Source organism: Paenibacillus xylanilyticus, from assembly GCF_013359935.1.
GTDB lineage: Bacteria > Bacillota > Bacilli > Paenibacillales > Paenibacillaceae > Paenibacillus > Paenibacillus xylanilyticus.
Genome location: NZ_JABMCB010000201.1, coordinates 479,361 through 496,118, shown reverse-complemented (window position 1 = coordinate 496,118; position 16,758 = coordinate 479,361). Strand labels below are relative to the sequence as shown.

Here is a 16,758-nt window from a genome sequence, read left to right as displayed (position 1 = left end):
GAGGAGGAAGGCCAGCTATAAACACCAACTGGTAAAAGGAACAGAGGCTATGAACGAGCTAAAGAGCAGCGAACGAATGGATCAATATCTGGTCATGTAGAACGAGAATGAGGCCACCGTTACTCGCTCAGAGGAATCTCCAAAACAAAAAAGAAAGGCCTTCTTCTTCCCAGATGGGGAATTAGACGACCTTCCGATGCTTTTGAAACATATAAATTTGGTAAAAGGTAGAGCGGGGCGCGGCTTGTGTAGTGGCAAGCCGCGTAGGGATGAGGTAAAGCACCCAATGGGTGCTTTACCTCATGGGTAAGCGCCACGATCGCAAAGCCGTGACGCTTCTCCCGCTGCATGCCGCCAATCGGCCTATGCAGCTTCCTCCTTGCCGCTGCATCTACATGGCAGCGGCTTCTTCTCCCAGCGGCAGCGTGTAATACTGCGCCTGCTGCCCTTCATGCTGCTGGTATACCACGACCAGCAGCGTCCGGCCTTTCGCGGCAAGCGGGCTGGCGCCAGCTAGCACACGCTCAAGCCGGAACGGAAGCACGTCCAGTACAGCGTGCTTCTGCAGTTCCTTTTCGCCGAGACCAAGGTCGGCGAAAGCACGGGCTCCCATGACCGTCTGTGCGGTCATGGCCGAGGTCATCGGCAGCGCACGCGAGGCGTTGCCGTCCACACCGTCCGCCGCTCCATCCGCGGCGGACCCAATTGCGTCGCCCGCAGGGAGCGACGCTGCAGCCCCGGCACTGCTGCCGATCACACCCGCCGCATCCGCGGCAGAGTCTTCCCCGGCAGCAGTCGAATTCCCAGCAGCGGCAATCGCACTCGTGCCGCTGCTTTCCAGCCATGCCGAGCCTGAGGCACCGGCAACACGTGGCAGACGAACGTCTTCCGGACGTTCAGCCAGCGTTTTCATATACAGCGCCCACTGATCCTTCTCCAGCGCGTCTTCCCACCAGATTTTGCGTGGTTTGTACTTGTGGCCGAGGAAATAGTCCAGCTTCATCAGGCCGAGCACGATATCCATATGCGGCGTGTTGCGCGATTCCAGGAAGCTGTGCAGACGGGTGAACAGATCCTCCAGCTGGTGACCGATCTTCTGCCATCCCTGACCCTCCCAATAATCCCCGAACGCCTGGAAGAAATCAAACGGCGAGTTGAACTCCTGCTCCATCAGATACTTGAGCGTATGGTCCATCCGGTGTGCGTTCCAGTATTTCTCCAGCACATCCTCCAGCCGTTTCAGGCGCACGATGTCGCTGAACGGCAGCACGTCACTGCCCAGAATTTCATACGGCGCGTGATCCATATACGTGTAGTTGTACTTTTCCGCATCCAGACGCAGGCCGGTACCGCGCAGCATTTTGAGGAATCCGAGCTGAAGCTCTTCCGGCCCCAAAGCAAACACATCGTTGAACGTCTTGCGGAACGTATTATAATCTTCCTCCGGCAGTCCGGCGATGAGATCCAGATGCTGGTCGATTTTGCCGCTGGCTTTGACCTTGTTCACCGTACGGCTCAGCTTGGCAAAGTTCTGACGGCGTTTCACCAGTTCATTCGTCGGATCATTCGTGGACTGTACCCCGATCTCGAACCGGAATGTGCCCGGCGGCGCATTCTCTGCCAGATAATCGAGTACTTCAGGGCGCATGATGTCCGCCGTAATTTCGAACTGGAACACCGTCCCCTGATGATTCTCGATCAGGAATTTGAACATCTCCATCGCGTAATCGCGCTTGATATTGAATGTCCGGTCCACAAACTTGATCAGCTTCGCACCCTTCTCAATCAGGTACAGAATGTCCGACTTCGTCCGCTCAATATCGTAATAACGTACGCCGACCTCAATACTGGACAGACAGAACTGACAGCTGAACGGACAGCCCCGACTGGTTTCAAAATAAACAACGCGTTTCCCGAGATCCGGAATATCCTCTTCAAAACGGTGCGGTGACGGAAGATCGTTCAGATCCGCCTTCGGTCGTCCTGGCATGAGAATGACCTCTTCCCCTTTGCGATACGCGAGTCCATACACAAAATGGAACTTCTTGCTCCCCTCCAGCTCCGTCAGGAGCTGATGCAGCGTCTCTTCCCCTTCACCCATGACGATGAAATCGACATTGGGAATCCGGTTCATCCAATATTCCGTGTCATAGGACACTTCCGGCCCGCCCAGCAAAATTTTCACGTCAGGCATAACCTTTTTCAGATTATCAATGACCTTGATTGTCTCTTCAATGTTCCAGATGTAACACGAGAACCCAATCACGTCCGCGCCGCGCTGGTACAGATCGGACACAATATTCATGACCGGGTCCTTGATTGTATACTCCGCCAGCTCAATATCAAAATCCTTCTCACTGTACGCCTTCAGACACCGCAACGCCAGCGAGGTATGGATGTACTTTGCATTCAAAGTAGAAAGAATAACCTTCATGGTTCACAACCTTTGCCTGGACACCCAGACCATATTTTTTGGTAAAAGTAAAGCTTCACAGCCATCCATCCCCTGATGCTGTTCATGTAAACCTATTGTCAACACCCAGTCTTGGATACTGTTCTTGTTATATCTATATATATATCCATTCCACGTCTCATGGACATATCCTACTTTTGTCTTTCAAAGGGTGGACATCCTTTTCAAAAAGACATCCGCTTCCGCCAACCTCTGATCTACTATATATAGGCCTAGGATCACTCATCGACTCCATATCCTGTGCGAGCCAACAATTGCTTTCTCCAACAGCAATGTCCACCTTTTGAAAGACAATTCAGCTTATTTCGTCCACCATACAGAGACACTCCGCCCCAACTTTAACCTGAAAAAGACCGCATTCAAGTTCCATCCAGGATCCACGATTCGCAATACACGAGTCATAATCCATATCAAACGCCACTTTACCGAGAGCACGAAGCCAGCACCCGATAATCACTCTCACTCCTCATCATTTCCCTCTTGCTCTCACTCAAACTCGTAAAACGCATCATCATCCGTATCCACTTCTTCGCCCGATTGCTTCTGGAAGAACTCCAGGAAAGGCAGCCCATACTTGCGGTACTTGACCTCACCGACCCCTTTGATACTCAGCATGTCACGTTCCGTCTGCGGACATACCACACTCATCTCGCGAAGCGTTGCATCATTGAAAATGATGTACGATGGCACATGCTCCTTCGCCGCCAAATCGCGCCGGATCAGGCGCAGCTGCTCGAATACTGTCTCGTTGACCGCCGATGGCATCGCATCGCGTCCACGACGTCCACCGTAGTTCGTACCCGAAGCCGTTGCCGCCGTCTTCCGCACTACCCGCTGCATCACTTCACGCTGGCCTTTGAGCACTTCCACCGCCAGAGGCTGCAAACGCACAACCGGGTACTGTCCCTCGGACAACATCAGATAGCCTTCCGATACCATCACGTTGATGATCTCCGCAATTTCCCGTTCCGTGCGGTTGCCCATCACGCCGTAGGTCGGCAGGGAATCGAAGCCGTATTCCAGCACTTTTTTGGCACGCGAGCCCTTGAGCACCGAAGCCACCAGGGATACGCCGTACCGTTCGCGCATGCGGTGAATGCAGCTGAATATTTTCTGCGCATCAATTGTCATATCCACCAGCTCGCGGTCGTCCGTACAGGAACTGCAAATGCCGCATGGGTTGTCCTCATGTATCTCCCCGAAGTAGTCCAGCTGCGCACTGCGCAGACAACGCGTCGTGTAACAGTAATCGACCATCTGCTGCAGCTTCCGGTAATCGTTCTGTTTGCGATCGCCCTCCATCGGGTTCTGCTCGATCAGGAACTTCTGAGTAATAATGTCCTGTGCCCCAAACAGCAGAATGCATTGACTTGGCTCTCCGTCCCGTCCCGCACGTCCGGCTTCCTGCACATACGCCTCCATGTTCTTCGGCATGCTGTAATGCAGCACATAACGCACGTTGGATTTATCGATCCCCATCCCAAATGCATTGGTCGCCACCATCACCCGGATATCATCGTACAAAAAAGCTTCCTGGCTCTGGGCCCGTTCATCATCCGTCATCCCGGCATGGTACCGTCCTGCGGGCAATCCGGCATGCAGCAAACGCTGATGCAGATCGTCCACGTCCTTACGGGTCGCGGCGTATACAATACCTGGCTCGCTGGCATGCTCGCGCGCGTAGTTCAGGACAAAGTCCTTTTTGCTCTCACCGCGCAGCACGCTAAACGCCAGATTATCCCGCCCAAGTCCGGTCACATAGGTCTGCGGGTCCTGCAAACGCAGCAGCCGCAGAATATCGCCCATGACCTCGGGCGTCGCCGTCGCCGTGAAGGCCGCAACCACCGGCCGCTCCGGCAAACTGTCCACAAACGGCGCTACCGCCAGGTAGCTTGTCCGAAAATCATGCCCCCACTGCGACACACAGTGGGCCTCATCCACGGCAACGCAGGAGATGGGCAGCTGCCCCATCTCATCGCGGAACCAGTCCAGCTCCAGTCGCTCCGGCGCGACATAGAGCAGCTTCAGCTCACCGCGCTGCGCCGCGCGGATGCGATCATTCACTTCTTTGCCGCTTAACGTACTATTGATATAAGCGGCAGCAATGCCGGCGGTCGTGAGCGCATCGACCTGATCCTTCATTAACGAGATGAGCGGGGAGACGACCAGCGTCAGCCCCGGATATAACAGAGCAGGAATCTGATAACAGATCGACTTCCCGCCCCCGGTAGGCATGATGCCCAGCGTATCTTCGTATTCAAGCAGGCTGGACACGATCTTTTTCTGACCCTCGCGAAAGTCGGGGTAGCCATAATATTTTTGCAGGAGACCCTGCGCTTCTTCTAAAGTAGGTGCTTGCACACTCATGTAAAGACTCCTTACTTGTCACTGGTGTTCCTCCACCAGCTTGGTCCCATCCGATTCTGACATCCGAACACGGCACCATTGCCGCATCCTTGACAACAAAATGGCGTTCTCATGACTTGTCCGTCAAGCAAAACGCCGCTCCCTTTAGTTTAACGGGCCAGCCCCGAATGAGCAACCGCGTTTTATTGTAAAACGTTTGAAGCTTTCTTCATCAAAATAAAAACAACCGCTCATCCCTGTTTGGACAAGCGATATCATTAAATAAGCGTTGATTGCAAAATGAGTACCTAGATTTATCTCTCTACTTTCGAGGCTATCCTTCATTCTGCTCTTTCCGGTTCCGCATCTCTTTACGTAAAATGACTTCCAGCTTCTGCCGATTATCAAGCAGGCTGGGATCGTTTGGCAGGTACTCCCGGGCTTTCCTATTATGCATCATGGCCTGCTCCCAGTTGCCCAGATGGGCATAACACAGGGATAGGCGAGCATGCGGCAGCCAGGTGCGGCATGCCTCGGGAACCGGACGCAGACCCGTGTCGCGGCTGCTCACGTCCACTGCCTGCAAATACCAGTAGATCGCAGGGACCAACTCCTGTCGTTCATGAAAGCAGGCCGCGATCGCACAGCAGAAATCCGCATACGGCAGGTCATACTGGAACGACTGCAGCAGTGCGCCCAGTTTACGTCCCGGCTGACCAAGCCGCTCGTAACATTCCGCCAGCCGTGCACAGGCAATGAGCCGATCCTCACGATAGCCGCTGGGCTGCTCCAGCAGCTTTGCGTACCCCCGGGCCGCCGCCGCATAGCGCTGGTGGTCAAAACATTCGCCTGCATAATAGAACAGCAGGCGACCCTGGGCTGCGCCCTCTTCGGCGATCCATTTGCGCAGGATGCGCACATTTCGCGCCGAATGATGGCCCGCCTCGCGGCGGTGCGTGACGGCAATATCTGCCGAAATGACCCCGCTCGGCGGGAAGCTGAGCTGCTCGTGCAGCCGGCCATGCCAGCGGCACCCGGCATCCCGCTTGACCAGGCGCAATCGTCGGTCCGTCACGAGCGGACTTCCCTCCGGCCCCTCGGCCAGCGTATAGTTCAAGATCACAGCTGCCGTCTCCCCCTCGGACGGCAGCTGCTGCTTCAACTGCTCCAGCTTCGCCCTTTCCGCAGGCAGCAGAACATCATCCGCATCCAGCCACAGGATATACTCCTGAGTGGCCTTGTCGAATGAGTAGTTTCGCGCCGCCGCAAAATCATCTGTCCACTCATACGTGTAGACCCGGTCGGTATATTGCGCAGCAATGTCCATTGTTCGGTCCGATGAACCGGTATCAACAACGACAATCTCGTCTGCGATTCCGGCTACCGAGCCCAGACAGCGCGCAAGCGTGCGTTCCTCGTTCTTCACAATCATGCACAGACTGATGGTGATCACGTTCCGAGCCCCTTCCTGTCATACGCATATTGCAGTCTACAAGCTTTGCTATTTTTTCCTACACATGGTTTGCCCTAACTCCCCACTGACTCATCGCACAAACTGCCCACACTCCCATTTCTCACATGGTGCATCTCCCTTATCCCGTTACCCTTCAACATTCTCCTGACGACGAAGCCGTTTCACCTGCTCCACCGCTTGGTCCAGCGCTTTCTTGCGCAGTTTCATCAATCGAAGGTGATTCTGCTCAACCTCAGCAAAATGTACATGATCCAGCTGCATCCACTCCGTCACTTGTTTCAAGGTTGGCGACATATGCAGCTGCGTTTTCCGCCGCTTGCGGGCCACACAACATAAATATTTATGATGAACTTCCAGTTTCAAGACTTCAAAATACGGCATCAGACACATCGCCAGGTTTCCTGCATAGAAGGTTTGCTTGTGATCATAGAACGGATGATATCCGTAGGGTACGGTCACAATCAGGGTTCCTTCCTCCTGCAGCAGCCGATGAATTTGGATCAATAACGTCTCCGGATGGGCAAAATGCTCCAGCACTTCTCCGAGCAGCACCGTGTCGAAGAGGGTTTTTACTTTCCACTGCGTAATGTCCAACATGCGAAATTCCACATTGTTCCGGACAGGTTTGGATTCTTTGGCAAGCTCTCCTTGTGCATACCGGATACTCTCTTCCTCCAGATCAACTCCTGTGACACGAAACCCTTCCCTCGCCAGCAAAATGGAGGTGATACCCTGACTGCACCCCACATCCAGAATTCGTTTGCCTGTGGCTTCGCGGCACATCCAGTGGATGCGGGTCCGGGTCGCTTCATGGGATTCTTCCGAGTTGATCTCGCCATAATAACGTTCGCTCACCCGATCATGATTCGCCATGGGTATCCCCCGATTTCTCTTGATATTTGACTTCTTCTACTTCTTCTACTTCTACTTCTTCTTCTTCTTCTTTTGCTACCTCATGAGCTTGCTCTACGTTCTGCGTCACCTGTTCATGTTGTTCCTCTTGTTCCAGTAGCACATCATTCACTTCCTGGACACTTTGCACAGCTGCTGCATCACGTCGATTAGGCTGCCCAAGCACCACAATGTTCCCCCCGTGGCATCCGGCAGTTGCATTGCGTGTATCAAAAATAAGCTTCGCATGGTCCGCCATCTCCTGATAATTGAAGCCCGAGTGGTCGGTTGTGATGATCACCAGATCGGCCCACGTCCACAAGCCCGGTACTGCTGGCTGGGACTGAAGCACTGTACCGTCATCCTTGCGGAAGACCGGCACCATCGGATCCGTGAAAACGACCTCTGCACCTGCTGCGCTCAGCAGCCGGAAGACATCCAGGGCTGGCGATTCGCGCAGGTCGTCGATATCCTTTTTGTAAGCCATGCCTGCCAGTACTATGCGTGCCCCCTGAATCGGTGTTCCGCTCTGTTCCAGCAGTGCTGCTGCACGCTGGGCCACACGCTCCGGCATTTTCCGATTGGTCGCGTCCGCCAGCGTGATGAATTGCAGATCCGAGCCCTGACGGCTTGCAGCCCAGGACAGATAGATCGGATCTATAGGAATGCAGTGTCCGCCGATGCCTGGACCGGGATAGAACGGCATATACCCAAACGGCTTGGTCGCAGCCGCATTCAGCACTTCCCAGATGCTCACGCCCATTTGTTCACAGGCAGGAGTCAGCTCATTTACCAGCGCAATGTTCACACTGCGAAACGTGTTCTCGAACAACTTTGCCGTTTCAGCCACGGTCGTTGAACTGACCGGAACGATCTCGCTCAGGAACGAGCCGTAGAACGCTTTACCATAGGATAGGCAGGCAGGGGTCGAGCCTCCGATAATTTTAGGGGTGTTTTTCACACCGTAGTTGACACTGCCTGGATCCACCCGTTCGGGAGAATAACAGACATAAAACTGCTCGCCTGCAGCCCAGCCCGTGGCTGCTTCGATCGGCTGCTTCACGCGCTCCTCGGTTGTGCCGGGGTATGTCGTGCTCTCCAAAATAACCAGGCTTCCCTCCTGCAAATAAGGAGTCATGCCATCCACCGCCGCCGCAATATAGGAAATATCCGGCTGGTGATCCATCGTCAGCGGCGTGGGTACACAGATGACAATGACATTTGTCTGCGCTACTGCGGCGTAATCTGTACCTGCTGCAAACAAGCCGGCTTCGGTTAGCGTTTGTATGGCCTCATCTTCGATCCCGATGACATACGAATCACCCTTGCGCAACCTCGCCACCTTGAATTCATCAATATCGATCCCATGAACACGATAACCCGCCTGTGCCATCTCCACCGCCATGGGCAGTCCGACATAGCCGAGACCAATCACGACGGCTTTCAGGGAGCGGCTGTTTATCCTGTCTTGCATATGTTCCACCTCCAAACGCTCCGCCTCCCTTTGATTAGTCGATATAGCCGCCTGCACGCAAAAACTGGTCAATCGCTTGCCGGTTCATCATGGCACTGTCCGAACGGTATTCCGAGAAGGTCACGCGTGGCAGGCTGCTGTACGGATCTGCCAGGCGCTTGTCCGGTTCCAGCGGCAGAATTACATAATATTGTTCATCATACTTGTATGTGCGCGGCGCCTCGAAGGGCGAGATCAGCACTTCATGCAATTTCTCGCCTGGACGTATCCCTGTTATCTTGTAATCGCCTGCCGGGCGTCCGGCCTGTTCCAGCATGACCGATGCCAGATCCGTCATTTTGCAGGCTTTCATTTTCATCACAAACGTCTCTCCGCCCACCGCAGCCTCAGCCGCCTTAAGCAGCAAGTGAATGGCTTCCGTACGGGTCAGGAAAAAGCGGGTCATACCCTTATCGGTAATTGTCAGCATCTTGCCCTCATCAATCTGTCGCCGAAATAATGGCACCACACTGCCGCTTGTACCCAGCACATTGCCACCCCGGATGCAGACAAACCGGGTACGTTCACTCAGCCAATTGGCACGGATCATCATTTTTTCACCCAGAGCCTTCGTCATACCGTAGACATTAATCGGATCAACCGCCTTATCGGTCGAGACATCGATGACTTTGGGAATCTGCATGCGAATTGCAGCCCGAATAATATTCTGCGTGCCGATGACATTTGTTTTAAATGCTTCGTCCGGCTGGTCCTCGCATACCGGAACATGTTTCAGTGCAGCCAGATGAAAGAGGACATTCACTCCCCTGCACGCATCCTCCACTGCCCGGTAATCCCGAATATCCCCGATGAGAAAACGCAGACGCGCATCATGGCCGAAATCCCGCTCCATGGTAATCTGGGCGTATTCATTACGGGACAGGATGCGAATCTCGGCCGGGTCCTGTTCCAACAGCACCTCAGTCAGCTTTTGACCCCAGGAGCCTGTTCCTCCAGTGATCAGAATTGTTTGTCCTTTAATCATGGATGAATCCCTCCCTGATCAGATCATGAATTCGCGTAAGACCTGTGCCATCTCGTCCCGGCTTAACCGGTCTTTTGGCGGTACCTTTTTAACCGAAGTGTTGTTTGAATGAACAATATTGACATAATTCCGGGAAGCAAGCAGCTCATGGGGCAAGTCAATGACATTGCCATGTGTACCTCTGCCTGGTAGCTTCACGCGGTATCCTGCTGCGTACTCGGCCGTTTTGTATAAGTAGACATAAAATTGCGGAGAACGATGAAACGTCGGTGCCATCTCGTTATTGACGCTGTCCCACAGATATCCGTTCTGGTTGATCAGTGCCATCGTCTGCGGCTGTGGCTGCACATCATAGAGCTGCTGTACAAAGGTCCGGTGGTACAGATCATCCGAATCCAGACGGGCAATATAAATGTGCTCTGCTCCTTCGGCAAATGCCAAAATCGCCCGCACGCTCTCGATATTCGTCCCAAAACGAATGTTGGCAGGCAGCGGCTCCTGTTCCGCCAGAATCTCCTGCATCAGTTCTCCCGACTCTTTGGACAGCTTCACCACCGTCAGGAAATCCTGATTCGTTTGTGCTATAAGACAGTGCAATGTAAAGGTGCGAAAAATACCCATTCGCCGCTCCAGCCATTCTCTCGTCAATCGCTGCGGGTCCATCCCATAGTTGTTGAAATTGATTTCAATCACGACTTTCCTGGACATCACATTCCTCCTCATCCGAATCTGCCAATCTTCGTTCACAGGAGCTCGGATCGCTTTCATAGTTTTTGGCAGTCGACTCTATAGCGTATGAAAGGAAGATAGAACCGGTACGGACGCTTGCACTGGTTCTTATATAAATAGATTGATATACATCCCAAGATTGGTTCTTCGGGTTGAACGTACAACACGCTAGCAAAGCACGAACATAGAATAGAGAAACCTGAATTTTCAAAGGAGGTCCGCATGCTGCTATGAATTCGAACTATCTTGAAATCGATGGTGTGTTAGATCAACTCGAAGCGGCGCTAAGAGAACAGCGTCCCTTCTCTCTTGTCCGTGTGGGCGATGGCGAAAATATTGTCATGTCCCAGGAGACCGTCTGGACGACGGAGCAGGTTCTGCTCGAGCGATGGGCCATCAAGGCGAATCTGGGTCAAAAAGGGCTTCGTCTTCCCAACCTGCAGCTTCGGGATGAGGTGGCCGCTTCCTTGCAGCGGGCGGATATCGTAGGGGTTCTTCCCTACGGTGACAGTTCAATTAAAGCCCCGGATCACCTCAAACGGCCGCTGACCGATATGCTGTTCGCGCATTTCGGCATCTCTCCCCCCCTCACTTGCCATGCATGTGTGAATCGGGAACTGGCCCAGATGCCACGCTTCTGGGGAATGCTCGCAGGCAAACGGGTCCTGCTAGTTACCCGTGAGCTTGAGGCGCTGCATAATATGCTTGTTCAGGAGCCCTATCATCTGAATATTGCAGCCACACTGCCTTTTGACAGCTGGGATCAAATGAACGAAACCCTTCAGTGGATTCAAACGAATCGGGATGCCTTCGATGTGGCTCTCTTCTGCTGTGGGGTCAATGCGGTTGTGCTTGCTGAACGTACAGCTGCACTGGCCGGGAAAGTCGCCATTGACTTTGGCAAAGCCAATAACATCATTCTCAAAGGCCGTGCCAACTGATCTGGAGGAGCATGGCACCTGACGGATCAACATGTTAACCTCATACGCACCTACAGCAAAAATCCCGGACTCATGGAGCCGGGATTTTTGCTTCTCATTGTACATCTGAATCGGAGGAATCCTTCCTGGAGCGCCAAACCTGTTTCTCAACACTTGTCTGTTCCGGGTATGTCGCAAACTCTGCTGGTTCAGTAAATCATTCTTCTGACGCTCTGCTTTCGGATGAATGAATGCCAATAAATCTATGTCGTTGCTGCAATGCCATAGAACATTTCTGGTCCGGTACGTACTGCCGTAGACACCCCGGAAATAAACGAAGTATATACACTTTCCAGAGCAGGTGGCGGTGACAGATCCTGTGCTGTAAACGTGTGGAATTCAGCCCCGCCGTTCTGCCCAATCGTGCCTTCAGCCCGATAGATTACAAAGAATGGATCGTAAAAGTGACCGCGTACGATTTCCACAACGAATGTATCTCCAAGTTCTCCGGTTACGCCAACCGTGCCATTCAAGGTGATAATGGGATTCGGAACACCAAGGGTCTGAAGGCCAATCGATCCGAACGCATCCGGGGATGGACCCAGGGATAAACCGGGCTGTCCTACAGTTCCCGAGTTCATCGAAGTTCTCATATCCAGGAATACACCCATGAGTAACACCTCCAATGCTATGGGATACGTTATTCTATGAAACTCGATTCTCGCTCGCTTGGATGCATAACAGATTCGATCCACCTATTTTTATTTGCCCCCGGTTAATGGTATATTGAACTGCATAACGAAATGAACGGATCGTATGCACACAAGCGGTACAGGCTGTTCAGAAGGAGATTAGTATTCATGAATAAACGCAAACGATCAACAGGCCGTCCTTCGGCCAAGGGTAAAGGGCAAGCTGGTGCTTCGGCAGCACGCTCCCAGAAGCCAGAACGAGATTTTTCAACCAAGTCTGCAGGGGCTGCCAAGCCCAAGCATTCAGGCGGTTCACCCAAACGCGCAGGCAATGCCCATTACCGCAAGCAGGAGCCACTCCGCCAATATAAAGTAACGGAACCGGATGAACTGTTGAACTTCCTGCTCGAGCATTTGAAATCAGGCCGGAATGCCGTCAAATCCATTTTGGGCCGCGGACAAGTTTCCGTCGATCAGAAGGTGGTTACCAAGTTCAACCATGCGCTGACGCCGGGGCAGATCGTATCGATCAGCAAGGAAGGCGCCGTAGCCGCCCCTACTCTGACAGGAGTTACGATTCTGCATGAAGACGATGATATCATTGTTATTCGCAAGGAAGCCGGACTGCTGTCCATTGCGGCCGATCGCAGTGATGAGCTTACCGCGTATCGTCAGCTGACCGAACATGTACGCCGCACGGATTCGCGGAACCGGATTTTTGTTGTGCACAGACTCGACCGCGATACATCCGGTGTCATGATGTTTGCAAAGAGTGAGGAAGTGAAGCATCACCTGCAGGACAATTGGAAAGATAAGGTGCAGGAGCGTGTTTACGTGGCGCTCGTCGAAGGCCAGGTAGCCAAGCCCGTGGGCACCATCTCCTCGTGGCTGAAGGAAAGCAAAACCATGAAGATGTATTCCAGTCCACGCCCCAATGATGGACAGCATGCCATTACACACTACAAACGACTGCAATCCAATCGTGAATTCTCCCTGCTCGAGGTTCGTCTGGAGACCGGCCGCAAAAACCAGATTCGTGTGCACATGGAGGATCTCGGTCATCCGATTGCAGGTGACAAAAAATATGGTTCACGCACCAAAACACTTGGACGTCTTGGACTCCATGCACGCGTGCTATCGTTCATTCATCCCACAACGGATGAACTCATGAAATTCGAGACTGAGATACCGAAACAATTCCTGTACCCTTTCCGCACGGATGCGCAGCCGGCGAAGTAATCCTTGTTTCTTGGATCGATTCAGGAAGACAAGCCCTGCTGAAAGGAGGAACCCACATTGAAAAACCTGTTGATTACCGGATATCGTGCACATGAACTGCAGATTTTCGGACAGAAACATGAAGGAATTCCTTTCATCAAAAAGGCCATTTCCTCCCGCCTCACGCCGCTTGTGGAGGATGGGCTGGAATGGGTGCTGACGCCTGGGCAATATGGCGTGGACCTGTGGGCCTGCGAAGTGGTACTTGAGCTGAAGAAGACGTATCCACATCTGAAGCTGTCTATTATTACGGCTTTTCAGAACCCCGAGGAACAGTGGAAGGAAGATAAACAGGAATATTATCGCACCATTCTCCAGGGTGTGGATTACTACGGAGCGGTAAGCCGGCAGCCTTATATCGGCCCATGGCAATTTACTGCCCGGGATGACCTGCTGCTGCGCAAAAGTGATGGTATCCTGCTGGTTTACGATGAAGACGCCGCGGAAGGCAGTCCCCGTTTTATGAAGGAAAAAGCCGTGAAAAAACAGCAAAATGAGGATTACACCATCATCAGCGTCACTTCAGAGGATATTCAGTCGATTGCCGAAGATGAGCGGATGAACAGTGTAAGTGAATATGAAGACTCGTCGTTCTGACGGCGGCTAATTAAGCTGAATCCGGACTTATGTTTTTTTTCGAGGCAGGTTGGGTATAAGTAGTATTAAAACTGCGATTACCATGTCGTATGGATAAAGGGGAACTGCAGCCATGACATTAACGCCAGAGCAGCGCATTCAACTGCATGGATTCAACAACCTGACCAAGTCGCTGAGCTTCAACATGTACGATATCTGCTATACCAAAACCAAAGAAGAACGGGAAGCTTATATTGAATATATCGATGAACAGTACAATGCAGACCGGTTGAGCAAAATTCTGAAAAATGTAGCTGATATCATCGGTGCCCATGTGCTGAATATTGCCCAGCAGGATTATGTGCCCCAAGGAGCAAGTGTGACGATGCTCGTCTCGGAAGGACCGATTGTGGAGGTACCTGAGGAATCCTTCGAGGAATCCCCGGGCCCGCTCCCGGACAACGTCGTTATGCAGCTCGACAAAAGCCATATCACCGTGCATACGTATCCCGAATTCCACCCGAGTGAAGGGATCAGTACCTTCCGTGCGGATATCGACGTCTCTACGTGTGGGGAAATCTCACCGCTCAAGGCGCTGAATTATCTGATTCATTCGTTTGATACGGATATCATGATCATGGATTATCGGGTACGCGGCTTCACGCGGGATACGAGCGGACGCAAGCTGTTTATTGACCACGAGATCGGTTCGATCCAGAATTATATTCCGGATGAGATCAAGAACGGCTTCGACATGATTGATGTGAACGTGTATCAGGAAAATATTTTCCATACAAAATGCAAGCTGAAGGCGTTTGATCTCGACAACTATCTCTTTGGTTATACCAAGGAGAAATTGAGCAAAGCTGAACAGCATGAAATTACGGAGTGGCTGAAGCTGGAGATGGACGAGATTTATTATGGTAAAAATATAAACCGCCCTTCTGTACAGGATACCAATTCATTGTAGTATAATAACCGGGCTTTGTGCCCCATCAACAGGGCTTTGCTGACACTCTGGTCGGCAGAGCCTTTTTGCTGTCTTTCGGCAGATGGCCGATATCCATAGTATAATGACAGTACGAGACATTTTCAGATCACACAACCAAAAAATAAATGATAAATCAAAAGAGGTGCACGCAGCATGGCTCCACGTCATTTCAATGCTTTTCACGGCTCCAAAGTCCGGCTCGCCGCCCCATGCCCGGAAGATTGCATGCGTCTGGCACGTTACACGGACAATTACGAATATTTGCGCAACCTGGATACAGACATTGCGGTTCCGCTAACCCCGGATGAGACAGGTTCATCTGCTGTCCGAAGAGACAATGGGTTTGAATTTGCGCTGCGAACGCTGGAGGACAATCGATTTATTGGTTTTACCGCTCTATACCGAATTGAATGGAATAACCGTTCGGCTCGTCTTGCCATCGGGATTGGTGAAGATAAGGATCGTGGGCAGGGATACGGGAGTGATGCGCTCGCTCTCATTATTCGGTATGGCTTTCACGAGCTGAACCTGAACCGGATTGCGCTGGAAGTGATCGAATACAATGAAGCCGCCAGACGGGCGTATCTGAAAGCCGGATTCCGGGAGGAAGGTCGGCAGCGGTCCGCTGTATTGCGGGACGGAACTCATTATGACCTGATTTCGATGAGCATTTTGGCTGAGGAGTGGGCAGCTCGGACCGGACTTCCGCTGTCGTTTCAATCCACATCAACATCAGCGAAACAGAAATCCGAATACGCAGCGTCTACGCTAACAGTTGCAGCTGCTTCCGATCAACCTCGGATTGGTGTAGGGGCCGTCATCCTGAATGAACGCAACGAAGTACTTCTGGTGTGGCGCAATCGTGAGCCGGAACAATACACGTGGAGTATTCCTGGGGGGAAAGTCGATCCTTACGAATCACTGGAGACGGCGGTCATTCGGGAGATTAAGGAAGAAGTCGATTTGGACGTTGCCATCGACAACCTGCTCTGCACTGCAGAGACGATTCGCCCGGAACGAGACGAGCATTGGATATCGGTCCTCTACTCGGCCCAGATAATCTCCGGCATCGCCCGGAACCTGGAAGAAGGCGGAGCGATTGGCGAGATCGGCTGGTTCCCGCTGGATGATCTGCCTTCTCCCCTTGCCTGTTTTGCCGTTCCCGGTCTAGAAGCAGCCAAGCGACTTTATTTTGAGGATTAGAATGGAGGTTATTCGTATGAAACAATCCGAATCAATTCAGGCACTATTTCAGGCAGCACAGCATGGAGACGTGGCGAATACGCAATCTCTGCTTGCTTCCCTACCCGAGCTGGCAAACACAGAAAATGAAGATGGGCTCACCCCGCTGGGATATGCCTCACATTATGGACAAGCAGACGTGGTACGTGTTCTTCTGGAGCATGGAGCCGAAGTAAACGCCATTTCCCATTCCAGGATTTCTTTTATTCCTTCCAACACGGCACTCCATGCATCGCTTGCAGGAGAGCGTTCTCCCGAGGTGATCCGCCTGTTGCTGGAACATGGAGCATCCACGACTATTCTGGATAGTGATGGGCAGAATGCACTCCACTCCGCAGCATTCCATACGGATCAGGCTGAACTGATCCACCTGCTGCTCCAGCATGATGCCGACCCGAACGCGCTGAATTCGGCGGGTCAGACCGCACTGGAGATTGCACTTGAACGTGGCAACACTTCTACAGCTTCTTGCCTGCAAGAAGCGGCTGCGGCGAAACAGCAATAATGAATGAATACATTGTGAAACAACATGGACAACCGTCAGGATTTTCTTGGAGTACAAGAGACGTCCTGACGGTTGTTTGGTATTCGTTTAAATGCCTCTGCACGAGAAATTGGGCAATTGCATACATATTTTTTTGAAAAACA

The 16,758-nt window shown here is 52.4% G+C and carries 14 protein-coding genes and 1 pseudogene; 7 read left to right on the top strand and 8 right to left on the bottom strand.

Annotated features, from left to right (window positions below; translation table 11 throughout):
- Positions 1-391 precede the first annotated feature (391 nt).
- From HP552_RS26500 to HP552_RS26470, 7 genes are all read right to left on the bottom strand, one after another.
- Entirely contained in the window at positions 392-2,434 is a 2,043-nt protein-coding gene (locus HP552_RS26500) for a B12-binding domain-containing radical SAM protein (protein ID WP_175398340.1), read from the bottom strand.
- Between the two features lie 525 nt (positions 2,435-2,959).
- Positions 2,960-4,840, bottom strand: a complete 1,881-nt coding sequence (gene recQ / locus HP552_RS26495; RefSeq protein ID WP_175398339.1) for a DNA helicase RecQ — start codon at positions 4,838-4,840, stop codon at positions 2,960-2,962.
- Positions 4,841-5,153: 313 nt separating this feature from the next.
- On the bottom strand, positions 5,154-6,272 hold the full coding sequence (locus HP552_RS26490; protein ID WP_312884347.1) for a glycosyltransferase family 2 protein: 1,119 nt from the start codon (positions 6,270-6,272) through the stop codon (positions 5,154-5,156).
- Between the two features lie 147 nt (positions 6,273-6,419).
- Positions 6,420-7,166: a class I SAM-dependent methyltransferase gene (locus tag HP552_RS26485; RefSeq protein WP_175398338.1), complete on the bottom strand. Its 747-nt coding sequence runs from the start codon at positions 7,164-7,166 to the stop codon at positions 6,420-6,422.
- On the bottom strand, positions 7,153-8,658 hold the full coding sequence (locus HP552_RS26480) for a nucleotide sugar dehydrogenase (protein WP_246311056.1): 1,506 nt from the start codon (positions 8,656-8,658) through the stop codon (positions 7,153-7,155). Before HP552_RS26480 ends, HP552_RS26485 begins: the two co-directional genes overlap by 14 nt.
- 34 nt (positions 8,659-8,692) lie before the next feature.
- A complete protein-coding gene (locus HP552_RS26475) occupies positions 8,693-9,682 on the bottom strand; it encodes a polysaccharide biosynthesis protein (RefSeq protein ID WP_175398337.1) in 990 nt (329 codons plus the stop codon).
- Between the two features lie 18 nt (positions 9,683-9,700).
- Positions 9,701-10,390 (bottom strand): glycosyltransferase, encoded by a 690-nt coding sequence (locus HP552_RS26470; RefSeq protein ID WP_175398336.1) that lies wholly within the window; start codon positions 10,388-10,390, stop codon positions 9,701-9,703.
- Between the two features lie 251 nt (positions 10,391-10,641).
- Between HP552_RS26470 and HP552_RS26465 the strand changes: the two genes are divergently transcribed.
- The gene (locus HP552_RS26465) at positions 10,642-11,352 is read left to right on the top strand and encodes a GT-D fold domain-containing glycosyltransferase (RefSeq protein WP_175398335.1); all 711 of its coding nucleotides are present in this window, start codon (positions 10,642-10,644) and stop codon (positions 11,350-11,352) included.
- 242 nt (positions 11,353-11,594) lie between these two features.
- Here HP552_RS26465 and HP552_RS26460 read toward each other — a convergent pair whose 3' ends face one another.
- The gene (locus HP552_RS26460) at positions 11,595-12,002 is read right to left on the bottom strand and encodes a hypothetical protein (RefSeq protein ID WP_175398334.1); all 408 of its coding nucleotides are present in this window, start codon (positions 12,000-12,002) and stop codon (positions 11,595-11,597) included.
- 189 nt (positions 12,003-12,191) lie between these two features.
- On the opposite strand from HP552_RS26460, the gene HP552_RS26455 reads away from it, so the two are divergent.
- The 6 genes and pseudogenes from HP552_RS26455 (at position 12,192) to HP552_RS26430 (ending at position 16,615) form a co-directional block, all read left to right on the top strand.
- The gene (locus tag HP552_RS26455; protein ID WP_175398333.1) at positions 12,192-13,262 is read left to right on the top strand and encodes an RluA family pseudouridine synthase; all 1,071 of its coding nucleotides are present in this window, start codon (positions 12,192-12,194) and stop codon (positions 13,260-13,262) included.
- Between the two features lie 57 nt (positions 13,263-13,319).
- A complete protein-coding gene (locus tag HP552_RS26450) occupies positions 13,320-13,898 on the top strand; it encodes an SLOG family protein (RefSeq protein ID WP_175398332.1) in 579 nt (192 codons plus the stop codon).
- 112 nt (positions 13,899-14,010) lie between these two features.
- Entirely contained in the window at positions 14,011-14,847 is an 837-nt protein-coding gene (gene speD / locus HP552_RS26445; RefSeq protein WP_175398331.1) for an adenosylmethionine decarboxylase, read from the top strand.
- 174 nt (positions 14,848-15,021) lie between these two features.
- Positions 15,022-15,513 (top strand): annotated as a pseudogene (locus HP552_RS35160) (GNAT family N-acetyltransferase); the annotation flags it as partial.
- A 156-nt stretch (positions 15,514-15,669) separates the two neighbouring features.
- Entirely contained in the window at positions 15,670-16,071 is a 402-nt protein-coding gene (locus HP552_RS26435; RefSeq protein WP_312884352.1) for an NUDIX domain-containing protein, read from the top strand.
- A gap of 16 nt (positions 16,072-16,087) precedes the next feature.
- Complete coding sequence (locus tag HP552_RS26430; protein ID WP_175398330.1) at positions 16,088-16,615, top strand: ankyrin repeat domain-containing protein; 528 nt, start codon at positions 16,088-16,090, stop codon at positions 16,613-16,615.
- Positions 16,616-16,758: the final 143 nt, after the last annotated feature.

Coding starts and splice junctions, on each gene's coding strand:
- speD (WP_175398331.1), top strand. CDS start 14,011: ATGACATTAACGCCAGAGCAGCGCATTCAACTGCATGGATTCAACAAC.
- HP552_RS26500 (WP_175398340.1), bottom strand. CDS start 2,434: ATGAAGGTTATTCTTTCTACTTTGAATGCAAAGTACATCCATACCTCG.
- recQ (WP_175398339.1), bottom strand. CDS start 4,840: ATGAGTGTGCAAGCACCTACTTTAGAAGAAGCGCAGGGTCTCCTGCAA.
- HP552_RS26455 (WP_175398333.1), top strand. CDS start 12,192: ATGAATAAACGCAAACGATCAACAGGCCGTCCTTCGGCCAAGGGTAAA.
- HP552_RS26480 (WP_246311056.1), bottom strand. CDS start 8,658: ATGCAAGACAGGATAAACAGCCGCTCCCTGAAAGCCGTCGTGATTGGT.
- HP552_RS26475 (WP_175398337.1), bottom strand. CDS start 9,682: ATGATTAAAGGACAAACAATTCTGATCACTGGAGGAACAGGCTCCTGG.
- HP552_RS26465 (WP_175398335.1), top strand. CDS start 10,642: ATGAATTCGAACTATCTTGAAATCGATGGTGTGTTAGATCAACTCGAA.
- HP552_RS26470 (WP_175398336.1), bottom strand. CDS start 10,390: ATGTCCAGGAAAGTCGTGATTGAAATCAATTTCAACAACTATGGGATG.
- HP552_RS26485 (WP_175398338.1), bottom strand. CDS start 7,166: ATGGCGAATCATGATCGGGTGAGCGAACGTTATTATGGCGAGATCAAC.
- HP552_RS26430 (WP_175398330.1), top strand. CDS start 16,088: ATGAAACAATCCGAATCAATTCAGGCACTATTTCAGGCAGCACAGCAT.
- HP552_RS26460 (WP_175398334.1), bottom strand. CDS start 12,002: ATGGGTGTATTCCTGGATATGAGAACTTCGATGAACTCGGGAACTGTA.